Here is an 11,880-nt window from a genome sequence, read left to right as displayed (position 1 = left end):
GCGGTTCAGACGACGCAACTTGCATGCATGCGTGCGCCAAGGCGGCAGCATGTCGCCGCGGTGAGATCATGCTGGATCCAGGTCAAGGGCGTGATCGTAGACCTTCCCTATGCTCGATCCTTTCGGACTGTCGAAAGGATCTTCATGCTCAAGGTGCCTGTCAGGCGGCGGCAGCTGGCCCATGCCGTCGATGTGAAACTGACGACGTCGCGGCTGTCCAATGGCGCCGTGGAAGTGGCCATCAGCACACCCGGGCGCCTCAAGACGATCCGGCCCGAGGATGCGCGCGAGGTGGTCGGGCGAAGCACCAGGCCCGCTTCCTCGAAACGAACCAAGGCCAGGCTGACGAAGACGCCCTGAGAGACGATGGTCGTCGCGGCGACACTTCACCCTGCGTCGCCATCGCTTCCATCATCATCCACGAACGCGGCTTGCACGCTGCGAGCCATCCCTGAGGTCGAACGTCATGCATCGCATCACGGCCTACCTGGCCGGCCCCGACGTGTTCCTGCAGAACGCGAAGGCGAAGGCTGATGAAGTGCGCGCCCTGTGCAGGCTGCACGGCGTCGAGCCGCTCATTCCCGCCGACAACGACGATCAGGGCGCGTCCTCGGAAGCCCTGACGGAAGATGCCCTGTCGCTTCGGATCTTTAGGAAGAACGTCGCCCTCATCGATCGCGCCGCGCTGGTGTTCGCTAACCTGGAACCGTTCCGTGGTCCCTCGGCGGACGTCGGCACCGTGTGGGAAATCGGATACGCCTACTCGCAAGGCAAACGAATCTTTGCCTACTCGTCCGCGCTGTCCCATTACCTCACGCGTGTCAGCCCGAGAACGACGGTCGAAGGGGCAAGCTGGATCGACCGGGAAGGCATGCTCGTCGAGAACTTCGGGCTGTTCGACAATCTCATGATCCACCACTCGCTCAGCGGTCTCTATGCGGACCTGCCATCCCTGCTCGTCGCCGACGAAGTCCAGCATGCGCTGAAGCGGCACGGCATGTGAGCGACGCAACGGACGTCCATCCGTTCACAGGCCGGCGCCAGCCTCGTCCATCACGCACCATTCCGGCAGTGGCGGCTCGCGGCCGCCGACCGCATCCGTTGACGGCACATCGCCGGGTCGACGATCCGCAAGCCATTGGACGGCGGCGTCGATTTCAGCCTCGCTCATGCGATTGGCCACGACGCTCATGCAGTAGGGCCGATCCGCCGCGCGAGCATGCGAGCGCCATTGCGCGAACTGCGACTTGAGATAATTCGACGACAGATCGGCAAGGCCCGGAATCAGCGGTTCACGGCCCGCCAACCGGCTGCCATGGCAACTCGCGCAAGGCGGAACGCCTCGGCTGGGATCACCCTTGAGCACGATCTGGGCACCCCGTTGCGCAAGCTCGCCCGCAGAGGGCGATGGCCGGCCGGCATCAACGGCCATGGTCTGGCTCGCGAAGTATCCGGCAATCTCCTTCGCGTAGTCGGGCGTCAGCGGCTTGGTGATGTAGCGCATGGTGTCGTCCTTGCGCTGGCCACTCTGGAAATACCTGAGCTGCAACGCCAGGTAGGCAGCCGGCTGCCCCGCGATGCGCGGGGCCGACGCGCCATCGCGCAAACCCCTGCCTTGGGCTCCATGGCACGACGTGCAGGCGGCCACACGTTGCTCGATGGTGTCGGGCACGCCTCCGGCCGGAGCGCCTGCGGCGACGCACACCGCGTAGACGGCAAGGCCGACAATCCAGCGGAACGCGCGCATGGATGCGGTTCGAAAGAGCAGTGAAGAGTTCATGGAATGGCGTAGGGGCCCGTCGCCGCGGCGCGGGCTGCGATGCGGCGCTGTTCGGCGGAAAAAAAGAAAAGGAGGCCAGTCGTGACACCGGCCTCCTGCTTCGTGATGTGTCGCTCAGGCCTCGGACTGACTCGCCTGTGCAGCGATCACCGTGGCCGGTGCCGGCTCCTTGCGGCGCCCGAGCAGTTTCCAGGCGAAGGCGGCGAGGCTGACGATGCCCAGCGCGAACACCACGTCGCCCGGCACGCGCAGCCACACCATCCACTGCATGAAGGCCGAGTGCACCACCTCGGGCGAACGTGCGTACCACAGGCCGTACTCGACGCTGGTCCATGCCTGGTAGATGCCCGAGGGCACCAGCGAGATGAAGACCATCATGGCGAGGCCGATGTTGAGCAGCCAGAACATCGACTTCAGCAGCGAGTCCGACCAGTTCGCACGCGGCGCCAGGCCACGCAGGCAGAACAGCATCAGGCCGATGCCGAGCATGCCGTACACGCCGAACAGCGCCGCGTGACCGTGTGCCGGAGTCAGGTTGAGGCCTTGCACGTAGTACAGCGAGATCGGCGGGTTGATGGCGAAGCCGAGCAGGCCCGCGCCGACGGTGTTCCAGAAGCCCACGGCGATGAAGCACAGGATGATCCACTTGTAGTTGGCCACCCAGGGCGCAGCCTTGCTGCGCTGGTAGTTGCGGTAGCCCTCGAAGCCGATCATCGCCAGCGGCACCACTTCCAGCGCGGAGAACATCGCACCCACCGCAATGACCGAGGTCGGCGTGCCGGTGAAGTACAGGTGATGCAGCGTGCCCAGGATGCCGCCGAACAGGAACACGATGGTCTCGAGCACGATGGCGGCGTTGGCGGTCGAGGCGCGGATCAGGCCAAGGCGCGAGAAGATCAGCGCGATGACGGCCGTGGCGAACACTTCGAAGAAACCTTCCACCCACAGGTGCACCAGCCACCAGCGCCAGTACTCGATCATCGAATAATGCGTGTGCTGGCCCCAGGCGAGGGAACTGGCGTAGAACAGCCCGATGCAGGTAGCGGCGATGAACACCATCGCGATCAGGCCGCGGCTTTCCGACGGACGCATCAGCGCCGGCCACAATGCACGGCCCATCAGCAGCAGCCAGAACATCAGGCCGATGAACAGCAGGATCTGCCATACGCGACCCATGCTGGTGTATTCCAGGCCCTGGTTGCCGATCCAGAAGCCGTAGTCGAAGCCCAGCTTCTGCATGGTGCCGAGCCAGCCGCAGACCAGCGAACCGACCACGACCACCACCAGCGCGACCAGCAGCGCGTTGACGCCCAGCTTCTGGTACTTCGGTTCCTTGCCTGACAGCGCGGGGCCGATGTACAGGCCGGTAGCAAGCCACGCGGTGGCGATCCACAGCACGGCCAATTGCGTATGGATCGTGCGGCTGGCCACGAAGGGCAGCACGGCGCCGAGCGGTATGCCGAAGAAGCTGGTGCCTTCGACCGAGTAGTGGGCCGTGATGACGCCCATGATCACTTGCAGGGCCATCAGTGCAATCACCACGTAGAAGTACTTCATGGTGGCGCGCATCGACGGCGTGGGCGTGAGGTTGAACAGCGGGTCCGACTTGGGCGCGACCGGATCGCCTTCCTCATGGTTGGCGGCGTGGAACCACACCATGCCCGCGATGGCGGCGATCAGGCCGATGAAGCTGGCGATCGACCACATGCCATTGGCGGCCGTCGGCACGTTGTCGATCAGCGGTTCATGCGGCCAGTTGCTGGTGTACGACAGGTGCGTCTCGCCAGGGCGATCGGTGGCGGCGGCCCATGACGACCAGAAGAAGAAGGCCGGCAGTGCGGTGAGGTCCTGCTTGTCCGTCAGCGAACCCGGCATCATCGCGTACTGCTCGCGCAGCGCGTCCAGCGCGGGATCAGTGCCGAACAGCGACATGTAGTGCCCGGCGACCTGCTCGATCACCTGCGCGCGGTCGGCATCGATGGTGAGCGTGCCGGTGGCGGCGTCATAGGTGTTGCCGCGCAGGGTGGACTTCATCAACGCATCCGCGGAGCCCTTGGCGGCGGCACCGAGCTTCTCGTAAGGCTGCCCGTAATGCGACTGCGCCATGAGTTCGCGATAGGCCAGCGCCTCGCGATGCAGCCAGTCGGCCGACCAGTCGGGCGCGACATAACTGCCGTGTCCCCATACGGTGCCGAGCTGCTGGCCACCCGCCTGCAGCCACGCTTCCTGGCCGCGCTGGATCTGCTCGCCGGTGAAGATCACCCGGCCATCGGTGGTGACCACCTGCTTCGGGATGGGTGGGGCGGCCAGGTAGATCTCGTGCCCCAGCCACCCTAAGACAGCGAAGGACGCGAGAAACATGATGGCCAGCCAGCGCCATAGTTTCCGTGTTGATTGCATCAGTGTGCTCCCGGTAAGCGGGCACGTGGCTCCGCATGAAAAGGCAGTCGCGTACGACTCGGGCGAAACATACATTCAGCATGCATGTTTAACCTTGAGCTGCGTCAATGCGTCTCGGGAGGGGCGTGGACCCCGGCCGTACCGGGAAAAGTCAGGCGATATGAAGCAGGCTGGCGAGCGGCTTGGGCTTCACGATGAGGTCGGCAAGGGTGTAACCGTCCAGGGTGGCGTACATGGCCTCCACCGCTTCGGCCAGAATGCCCTTGAGCCGGCACGAGGGAGTGATCCGGCAATTGCGATTGCCGGCCTCGAAACATTCCACCAGCGGCGTGGAACACTCGCTGGCGCGCACCAGCTCACCGATGCTGATGTCGGCCGCCGCGTGGGCGAGCCGCATGCCGCCGCCCTTGCCGCGCACGGTTTCGATATAGCCCTGGCGCGCCAGCCAGTGCACGACCTTCATCAGGTGGTTGTCGGATATGCCGTAGGCCGCCGCGATGTCGGCGCGCGTGGCCAGCTCATCGGTGTTCAGGCCCAGATACATCAGGGTGCGCAGGCAGTAATCCGTGAAGGTATTCAGGCGCATGGCATGCACTGCAAATATGTATATCCAATGCATCATAGTGCACCACCCATGAGCGTGCTATCGGCACACGTCCGCGGAGGCGTGCGTGACTGAAAATAGGGGGACGCGGATCCTGCCGGCCGACGTCGCCGGCCACGCTGTGGCCGAACGTCAGGCACAAAAAAGGGCGCTTTGCGCCCCACGCTTACTGTATACAACGGGTAGGGACTTGCCGGAAGTCCCCACCCTTGGTCCAGCATCGCCGACCTGTCGACAATGGCAGGTATCGGAGTGACACCATGGCTGATGCGCCCGTCTACTATCACGGCACCAAGGTTGACCTGCAGTTGGGTGACCTGATTGCACCGGGGTACGCCTCCAATTATGGCAAGCGGGAACAGGCGGCCTTTGTCTACCTCAGTGCCACGCTCGATGCCGCCACCTGGGGCGCAGAACTCGCGGTCGGCGAAGGACGCGGCCGGATTTACATCGTGGAACCGACCGGCCCCATCGAGGACGACCCCAACCTCACCGACAAGAAGTTTCCCGGCAACCCGACGCTGTCGTATCGATCGCGTCATCCGTTCCGGGTGGTCGGTGAAGTGTCGCCATGGACGGGGCATTCGCCCGAACGTCTGAAGGAGATGCTCGACCACGTTGAAGCGCTCAGGCGCCGGGGTGTCGAGGCCATCAACGACTGAGCCGGGTTCGGACCGTGCTTTCGCACTTCGTCGGGGAAGCACGTTCCTACGCGCGGTTGCCACACCTGGCGCTAGCCGGCTCGCTCCACGAACGCGGCCAGATGGGCGAGGCTCGACTGCATGCCGGTCTCGTGATCAACCTGACTGATACCGGCAGGCACGTGCTCGGCGATTGTCGTCACGCGCGTGCCTGTCGACGTGCGTTGCAGCTCCCATGTCATGGTCATGCGGCCCACGAAGGCCGCATCGGCCGAATCGAACGCCACGATCATCACGATGCGCCGCTCGGGCACGAACTCGGCAAACGAGCCATTGACCACATCCGTATGGTCCGACGACTTGCCCTGGGCGGCGTCGAAGGTCAGCGTCAACCTGAAGCGACCACCGACGTGCGGCTCGAACACGTCGAACGCACCTTTCGCGCCGGCGGGCGGAAGCCAGCTCGACATCGCCTCGCGAGTGAGAAACGCACGGTAGATCGCCTCGGGAGAAGCCTGGATATCGCGGAAGGCCGTATGCGTGCGGTCATCGGTGGCCATCGTCGCTCCGATTGCAGTCCGGCCCATGCCGGCGGAAGCCTGATGGTATGCCAGCAGGCCCGCACTTTCCGCGCCGAGGGTTACCCGGGAATGGTCGCGTCGATCGCTTCGCCCAGGGCGCGCGCGAACGTCTCGAAGGCGCGGACGGTGTCCTGGTCGATATGCCGTGGCTCAGGGTCCACCGCGCACAAGGTGCCGAAGAAACGCCCGTCCGCGCGGTAGATCGGCACGGAAATGTAGCTCTCGAAACCATACAGCGCGGGCGTCGGATGCGTCGAGAACAAAGGATGCGCGCTCGCGTGATCGAACGTCACGGTATGCCCGTGTTCGCGGATTTCGTTGCAGATGGTGGTTTCCAGGACGAGATCCTGGCCGGCGCGCAAACCGAAGTTGATCGTGTCGTGGACGGCGCACGCGGTCCAGCGCGTTTCGGATACGCGTGCCACCGTGGCGAAACGCATGCCGGTCTCGCGCGAAACGGCCTCAAGGATCGACGCGACCACCGGCAGCTTGGCCACCAGGTCGACATCGCGCACGGCTGCCGCGTTCTCCGCCAGCACCGATGTCGACGCATCCTTCCGGCTGATGCGTTCGAGCACCCGTCTTTGCAGGCTGATGCGCGACACGCGATGCACGAAGTCGCGCAGATGATCGGTGAGGCTCCTCAGCTGCAGGACGGGTCCCGTCACCACCAGCCCGCGTGCGTCGATGCGCACGTCGATCAATTCGTGTCGCGACTTGAAATCGCCGACCTCCGAGGCGAACGCCTCGATCCAGTAGTGATCGGGCCGGCCACTGAAGAAGGCGACCATGACAGGCTTCGCATCCGCCTGACCGCACGTCGAGGGTTTCGGCATGTCGAAGCCCGACACGGCCGGCGGCCAGGCGTAGTCGGACGACGATTCGAACGTGGCCACGATGCATTCCCCCCAGCAACCTGACAGCCGGAGTATGCGCGAAACCGGAGCCATCCATGCGCTCGTGGCGATAGGAATTTTTGTAGCCGGAAGTGTGCAGCGTGGTTGGCGCCACCGCCGGGCCCGAAAACGACATGCCGGCGTTCACAAGGGTGCGGGCGGCATCTCCAACTGCAGTGTTGCACCGAGGTCACAACTTTCGACGCCGGCGCCGGAGGACGCCGATGCTTCCGTGACGCGTACCCGCCTATCGCCCATCGCTACCCGCAGGTCGGCGTTGAGCCGCTCGACCAGTTCGACCTGCGTACGCGCGGCACGATAGGCGCCGATGCGTTGCTCGATGCCCAGCACGCGATCCACCAGCGCGAGCCTGCCCTGATCCGCATACCGTCCATGCAGGCACGCCTGTATACGCTCGGCGATGGCATCCGGCGCCGCGATGGCCTGCTCGGCGCCGGATGGCAGCGGGCCGGCGCCCAGCATGGCGATCGCCACCGCCAGGAGCCGGCCCGGGCTCATGCGCCGGCCTTGACGCTGGCTTCGCGCAGTTTCTGTGCGCACTCCTCGCAGCACACTTCGACCACGCGGTTGCCGATGGTCACCTTGATGGCGTTGTCGTCCAGCGGGTAGTCGCACGCGGCACAGGTTTTCTCGCTCATGACGCTCTCCTGATATCGCCCGTCGGTGGGCAGGCTCAGGAGACCATTCGGCGCCGCTGAATGCTGTCGAATTCTTTAGTCGTTCACACCTTGGCCGACCGGCGAAACTCCGTCGGCGAGCGGCCGTAGGCCTGGCGGAACGCATTGGTGAAATGGCTGTGGCTGGAGAACCCGAGCTCCGCCGCCAGCGCGGAGAGATCGTCGTATTCGCCCATGAGATCGAGCGCCCGCGCCAGCCGCAACTGAAGCTGGTAGCGGTACAGCGGCATGCCTTCGACCTGGCGGAACACCTGGGTCAGGTAGACCGGCGAGCTGCCGATCTCCTCGCCGATCTCGGCCAGCGTCCAGCGCCGCGAGAGATCGCTGGCGAGCAGCACCTTCACGCGATCGGCCAGGCGCCGCCGCGCATGGGTCGACGCGGGCTCGCGCGACGTACGCGGCCCGAGACTTCGGCACACCAGCGTAAGCAGCAGGGCTTCCGCTTCCAGCGGCTCGATGCTGCCGTTGTCCAGGCCATGGCGCAGCAGGGCCACCAGCGCCTGCGCGCGCGCATCGATGCGCAGCGACTGCCCGCGAAACGCGACGCCGCCGCCCGTCTGCAGCAGCGCCTTCGGCGCCAGTTCGGCCAACAGCATGGGGTTCAGGTCGAGGGAGAGGCAGGCGTCGCCGCCATCCAGCGGATGGCTGACCTGGTAACCCTCCTGCGCGTTGAAGAACAGCACATGGTTGGCATCGGCCACGGCCTGGTCCTTGCCCAGATGCCTGAGATAGACGCCGCGATAAGGAAACACCAACTGCGTGGCCGATGCGCACTCCTCCGCACTGCGATGCCGGCACGTGCCCGAACACTGCACGTTGCGCAGCGTCAGCGACTCCGTCGACAGCAGTGTGTTGGAAGTCAGGATCGACATGGCACGCGTGGTGGTTCGCCTGGCGATGGGCGGGAAAAGCTTAGCAAGCCAGGCCATCGGCTACCTGTGCCGGACGGCGATGGCTAAAGATTCTGACAGCGTGAACGCGGCCGGGAATGGTCTGCTTTGCTGGCCACGAACCGTAGGCGCGACTTGCAGGCCAGGACCATGAACCGTGAACAGCGCCTCCGGGCGGAACGTTTCCATCAACTGCATGCCGGGCCGCAGCCGCTCATGCTGCCCAACGCCTGGGATGCCGCCAGTGCGCGCATCATCGAGAACGCAGGCGCACAGGCCATCGCGACCACCAGTGCGGGCATGGCCTGGGCGCTTGGACACGCCGATGGCGAACGCCTGCCCGTGCAGGACCTGTTGACCGCGTGTGGGCGCATCTGCCAGAGCGTGGACTTGCCCGTGAGCGTGGACATCGAACGCGGCTACGGTCGCGATGCGAACGACACGGGTGGACTGGTGGGCGCATTGCTTCAGCTCGGCGTCGTGGGCATCAACATCGAGGACGGCATGCAGCCGGGCACGCGGAAGCTGTCGCCGGCCCGTGTCTTAGCCGAACGTATCGCCTGCGCACGCGCCGTAGCGCAGCATCAGGCGGTGCCACTGTTCATCAATGCACGCATCGACACGTATCTCGCCGACGTCGCACCGGCATCGCGTTACGAGGAAACGGAGCGCCGGGCGCTGGCGTATATCGATGCGGGTGCCGACGGCATCTTCGTGCCCGGCCTGAGCGATCCCGACGAGATCGCCCGCCTGGCGCGGCGGCTGCCCGTGCCGCTGAACGTCTACGCCGGCTATGCCGGCGCGCCTGCCGCGGCACAGCTGCGCGAACTGGGCGTGCGCCGGATCAGCCTCGGTTGCGGACCCATGCAATCGGTGCTGTCCCATCTGCAGCGCATCGCGCAGGAAGCGCTTGCGGAAGGCCGCTATGACACCATGGGCGAAACCATGCTGACCGTGTCGGAAGCCAATGGCCTCTTCACGCCGAGCGCTGATGTCGACACTCCGTCAGCACCACGCGTGCTTCACGCGGGGATGGGCGACGGGCCGGTGGCCCTGCTGCTGCCGCGACGTTCACCCGTACCCGACCATGCGCGGTCGCGCCCGGTCGAGCTGACGACACGCAACGGCTTGCTCCGTGATGCGTCATGGCGCGACGGTTCCACGCACGGCGACACGCCACCCGCATGGCGTCGATTCATGGCTTCACTGCTGGGCGAACGATCGCGCGGCACCGAAGCGGGCACGCGATGAAGGAGGCGCGATCGCCCGGCATCGCCCGCTATGCATGGCTGTCGATGATCGTCCTGCCCTTGAGTGCCCTGGCCGATATGCCTTCGACGGCCGACGCCACGCGCCAATCGCTGTCGGAGGCATGGTGGACCGGCCCCATGATGGCCAACTCGGCCGCGGCGCTGCCGCGGGGACATTTCCTGATCGAGCCCTATTTGTATGACGTGCGCTCGTCAAAGGTCGACAGCTTCGGCTCGTTGACCTACATGGAATACGGCGTCACCGACCGCCTGATGGCCGGCATCATCCCCACCTTCAGCTACAACCGCGTCGCAGGCGGGGCCAGCGGCAGCGGCGTGGGCGATCTCGGCGTTCTCCTGCAATACAGCCTCAGCTCGTTCCATGAAGGCAGCGCCATGCCGGCCATGGCATTGATGGTGCAGGAAACGCTGCCCACCGGTCGCTACGATGCCCTGCGCGATCCACTGGCCGACGCGATGGGCAGCGGCGCCTACACCACCACCGTGCAGCTCAACACGCAGACCTATGCGTGGATGCCGAACGGACGCATCCTGCGCATGCGCTTCAATGTCGGCGGTTCGTTCTCAAGGCAGGCCGGCGTGGACGGTGTCAGCGTGTTCGGCACGCCACCCGGGTTCCACGGCCAGGCGAAGCCAGGCAGTGCGTTCCTGGTGAATGCGGCATGGGAATACAGCGTGACGCAGCGCTGGGTGCTGGCGTTCGATCTCGCCTATCGCCATGCGCACGGCACCCGTGTGGACGGCGTGGTCGTCGCGTCGGACCCTATGGCGCGGCTCTCCTACCGCACGCGTTCCAGCGCAAGTTTCGGCGTCGCGCCGGCCATCGAATACAACTGGAGCAGCCATCTGGGCATGCTTGCAGGCGTGCGCGTCTTCACCGGGGGCTACCGCAGCCCCACCACCGTCACGCCTGCCGTGGCGTTGAACTATGTGCACTAGCGCCAGCATCCCAGGCCGCGCGTTCTTCCCTGGAGAGAGCGAGGTCGACCGCACGGCCGCTGGTTGCGGACGCGATGGCCGCCTCGATCACCGCCATCACGGTCACCGCCTGCAATGGGGTGACCGGATTGCCACCGTAGCCCGTCACCGCATCGCGTAGCGCGGCGTAGTAGCGGCGTTGATCGCCGGCGGGCACGGGCAGGCGCGACATCTCGCCCTTGGCGTCGTAAAGCAGCAAGGCGTCGGCGTCTTCGCCCCAGCCATCGCCGCCCGGCACCATGCCCGACAGCAGCTGCGCTTCCTGGCGATCGGCATGCGTCTTCACCACGCTCGCCTGCGTGCCGTGCACGATGAAGCGCGGACTGCCACCCGCCACCAGCATGCTGGCGTGCAGGACGACGCGGCGTGCACCGTACTCGAGCACGACGTGCGCCCAGTCCGCGACCTCGCCGCCATCGCGCAGCACGGCCAGGCTCGCCGTCACGCGTTCGGGTGCGCCAAACAGGAGGAGCGCCTGATCGACCAGATGCGGGCCAAGGTCATACCAGATGCCACTGCCCGGCCCTTGCTGTTCGCGCCAGCGCGCGCGCACCTGCGGCCGATACCGGTCGATATGGGATTCGAAATGCCTCACCTCGCCGAGCAGGCCATCGGCCATGGCCTGGCACACGCCGAGAAAATCGCTGTCCCACCGGCGGTTCTGGAACACCGACAGCACGCGATCGTGTTCCGCCGCCAGCGCCGCGAGTTCGCGCGCCTGCGCCAGGTCGACGGCGAACGGTTTGTCCACCACGACATGCTTGCCCGCCTGCATTGCCGCGCGAGCCAGCGGCGCGTGCGTGTCGTTGGGCGAGGCGATCACCACCAGGTCGATGTCCGGATTCGTGATGACCTCGTGCGGCGTGCCGACCACCTCGACGCCACTCATGTCCGCGCACACCTTGTTCGCGTCGCGCGATACCACCACGGCGAGTTCGAGCCCGGGCACGCTGCGGATCAAGGGCGCATGAAAGGTCTTGCCGGCGTAGCCATAGCCGACCAATGCCACGCGTACCGGGGATGGGGTTTCGTTCATGGCCTGGAAACGTGTCGATGGTGCGTCATGGTAAGCCATCCTGGTGCGCGTCCCTCCCGGTCATTTCGCATGGCGCTAACACACTGGCGCGCACCATGCGGCTCC

14 protein-coding genes are annotated in these 11,880 nt (G+C 65.6%); 5 read left to right on the top strand and 9 right to left on the bottom strand.

What is annotated here, in order from left to right; all coding sequences use genetic code 11:
• Nucleotides 1-144: 144 nt before the first annotated feature.
• Nucleotides 145-360: a hypothetical protein gene (locus CA260_RS01315; protein WP_111980667.1), complete on the top strand. Its 216-nt coding sequence runs from the start codon at nucleotides 145-147 to the stop codon at nucleotides 358-360.
• A 106-nt stretch (nucleotides 361-466) separates the two neighbouring features.
• A complete protein-coding gene (locus CA260_RS01310; protein WP_111980666.1) occupies nucleotides 467-1,003 on the top strand; it encodes a nucleoside 2-deoxyribosyltransferase in 537 nt (178 codons plus the stop codon).
• A 24-nt stretch (nucleotides 1,004-1,027) separates the two neighbouring features.
• Here the strand turns inward: CA260_RS01310 and CA260_RS01305 are convergent, their stop codons facing one another.
• The 3 genes from CA260_RS01305 to CA260_RS01295 all read right to left on the bottom strand — a co-directional run bounded on the left by CA260_RS01305 (nucleotide 1,028) and on the right by CA260_RS01295 (nucleotide 4,766).
• Entirely contained in the window at nucleotides 1,028-1,747 is a 720-nt protein-coding gene (locus tag CA260_RS01305) for a c-type cytochrome (protein WP_172461689.1), read from the bottom strand.
• Between the two features lie 147 nt (nucleotides 1,748-1,894).
• A complete protein-coding gene (locus CA260_RS01300; RefSeq protein ID WP_111980664.1) occupies nucleotides 1,895-4,180 on the bottom strand; it encodes a nitric-oxide reductase large subunit in 2,286 nt (761 codons plus the stop codon).
• A gap of 151 nt (nucleotides 4,181-4,331) precedes the next feature.
• Nucleotides 4,332-4,766 carry an Rrf2 family transcriptional regulator gene (locus CA260_RS01295; RefSeq protein ID WP_111980663.1) on the bottom strand — a complete coding sequence of 145 codons (435 nt, stop codon included), beginning with the start codon at nucleotides 4,764-4,766 and terminating at the stop codon, nucleotides 4,332-4,334.
• A 278-nt stretch (nucleotides 4,767-5,044) separates the two neighbouring features.
• On the opposite strand from CA260_RS01295, the gene arr reads away from it, so the two are divergent.
• Complete coding sequence (arr, locus tag CA260_RS01290) at nucleotides 5,045-5,446, top strand: NAD(+)--rifampin ADP-ribosyltransferase (protein WP_111980662.1); 402 nt, start codon at nucleotides 5,045-5,047, stop codon at nucleotides 5,444-5,446.
• A gap of 71 nt (nucleotides 5,447-5,517) precedes the next feature.
• On the opposite strand, the gene CA260_RS01285 is transcribed toward arr, so the two are convergent.
• From CA260_RS01285 to CA260_RS01270, 5 genes are all read right to left on the bottom strand, one after another.
• On the bottom strand, nucleotides 5,518-5,985 hold the full coding sequence (locus CA260_RS01285; RefSeq protein WP_111980661.1) for an SRPBCC domain-containing protein: 468 nt from the start codon (nucleotides 5,983-5,985) through the stop codon (nucleotides 5,518-5,520).
• An 80-nt stretch (nucleotides 5,986-6,065) separates the two neighbouring features.
• Nucleotides 6,066-6,902: a GAF domain-containing protein gene (locus tag CA260_RS01280; RefSeq protein WP_238149583.1), complete on the bottom strand. Its 837-nt coding sequence runs from the start codon at nucleotides 6,900-6,902 to the stop codon at nucleotides 6,066-6,068.
• A 144-nt stretch (nucleotides 6,903-7,046) separates the two neighbouring features.
• Nucleotides 7,047-7,421, bottom strand: a complete 375-nt coding sequence (locus CA260_RS01275; protein ID WP_111980660.1) for a hypothetical protein — start codon at nucleotides 7,419-7,421, stop codon at nucleotides 7,047-7,049.
• Nucleotides 7,418-7,561, bottom strand: coding sequence for a hypothetical protein (locus tag CA260_RS21050; RefSeq protein WP_172461688.1), 144 nt, complete (start codon nucleotides 7,559-7,561; stop codon nucleotides 7,418-7,420). The genes CA260_RS01275 and CA260_RS21050 overlap by 4 nt, the downstream gene beginning before the upstream one ends.
• Before the next feature lie 83 nt (nucleotides 7,562-7,644).
• Nucleotides 7,645-8,472, bottom strand: a complete 828-nt coding sequence (locus CA260_RS01270) for a helix-turn-helix transcriptional regulator (RefSeq protein WP_111980659.1) — start codon at nucleotides 8,470-8,472, stop codon at nucleotides 7,645-7,647.
• A gap of 168 nt (nucleotides 8,473-8,640) precedes the next feature.
• Here CA260_RS01270 and CA260_RS01265 point away from each other — a divergent pair, with 168 nt between their 5' ends.
• Nucleotides 8,641-9,741 carry an isocitrate lyase/PEP mutase family protein gene (locus tag CA260_RS01265; protein ID WP_111980658.1) on the top strand — a complete coding sequence of 367 codons (1,101 nt, stop codon included), beginning with the start codon at nucleotides 8,641-8,643 and terminating at the stop codon, nucleotides 9,739-9,741.
• Nucleotides 9,738-10,700: a transporter gene (locus tag CA260_RS01260; protein ID WP_111980657.1), complete on the top strand. Its 963-nt coding sequence runs from the start codon at nucleotides 9,738-9,740 to the stop codon at nucleotides 10,698-10,700. The genes CA260_RS01265 and CA260_RS01260 overlap by 4 nt, the downstream gene beginning before the upstream one ends.
• Here CA260_RS01260 and CA260_RS01255 read toward each other — a convergent pair.
• Nucleotides 10,666-11,775 carry an oxidoreductase gene (locus CA260_RS01255; RefSeq protein ID WP_111980656.1) on the bottom strand — a complete coding sequence of 370 codons (1,110 nt, stop codon included), beginning with the start codon at nucleotides 11,773-11,775 and terminating at the stop codon, nucleotides 10,666-10,668. The two genes, CA260_RS01260 and CA260_RS01255, sit on opposite strands and share 35 nt — an antisense overlap.
• Between the last annotated feature and the right edge of the window lie 105 nt (nucleotides 11,776-11,880).

The sequence above is a fragment of the Dyella jiangningensis genome (assembly GCF_003264855.1).
Classification (GTDB): domain Bacteria; phylum Pseudomonadota; class Gammaproteobacteria; order Xanthomonadales; family Rhodanobacteraceae; genus Dyella; species Dyella jiangningensis_C.
Note: the sequence above shows the minus strand (reverse complement) of the source record. Positions and strands in the feature narration are given on the sequence as shown.

Excerpts from the sequence above, each read along its gene's own strand:
- CA260_RS01300 (WP_111980664.1), bottom strand. The coding sequence starts at position 4,180 with ATGCAATCAACACGGAAACTATGGCGCTGGCTGGCCATCATGTTTCTC.
- CA260_RS01305 (WP_172461689.1), bottom strand. The coding sequence starts at position 1,747 with ATGCGCGCGTTCCGCTGGATTGTCGGCCTTGCCGTCTACGCGGTGTGC.
- CA260_RS01310 (WP_111980666.1), top strand. The coding sequence starts at position 467 with ATGCATCGCATCACGGCCTACCTGGCCGGCCCCGACGTGTTCCTGCAG.
- CA260_RS01275 (WP_111980660.1), bottom strand. The coding sequence starts at position 7,421 with ATGAGCCCGGGCCGGCTCCTGGCGGTGGCGATCGCCATGCTGGGCGCC.
- CA260_RS01315 (WP_111980667.1), top strand. The coding sequence starts at position 145 with ATGCTCAAGGTGCCTGTCAGGCGGCGGCAGCTGGCCCATGCCGTCGAT.
- CA260_RS01270 (WP_111980659.1), bottom strand. The coding sequence starts at position 8,472 with ATGTCGATCCTGACTTCCAACACACTGCTGTCGACGGAGTCGCTGACG.
- arr (WP_111980662.1), top strand. The coding sequence starts at position 5,045 with ATGGCTGATGCGCCCGTCTACTATCACGGCACCAAGGTTGACCTGCAG.
- CA260_RS01295 (WP_111980663.1), bottom strand. The coding sequence starts at position 4,766 with ATGCGCCTGAATACCTTCACGGATTACTGCCTGCGCACCCTGATGTAT.
- CA260_RS21050 (WP_172461688.1), bottom strand. The coding sequence starts at position 7,561 with ATGAGCGAGAAAACCTGTGCCGCGTGCGACTACCCGCTGGACGACAAC.
- CA260_RS01255 (WP_111980656.1), bottom strand. The coding sequence starts at position 11,775 with ATGAACGAAACCCCATCCCCGGTACGCGTGGCATTGGTCGGCTATGGC.
- CA260_RS01265 (WP_111980658.1), top strand. The coding sequence starts at position 8,641 with ATGAACCGTGAACAGCGCCTCCGGGCGGAACGTTTCCATCAACTGCAT.
- CA260_RS01260 (WP_111980657.1), top strand. The coding sequence starts at position 9,738 with ATGAAGGAGGCGCGATCGCCCGGCATCGCCCGCTATGCATGGCTGTCG.
- CA260_RS01285 (WP_111980661.1), bottom strand. The coding sequence starts at position 5,985 with ATGGCCACCGATGACCGCACGCATACGGCCTTCCGCGATATCCAGGCT.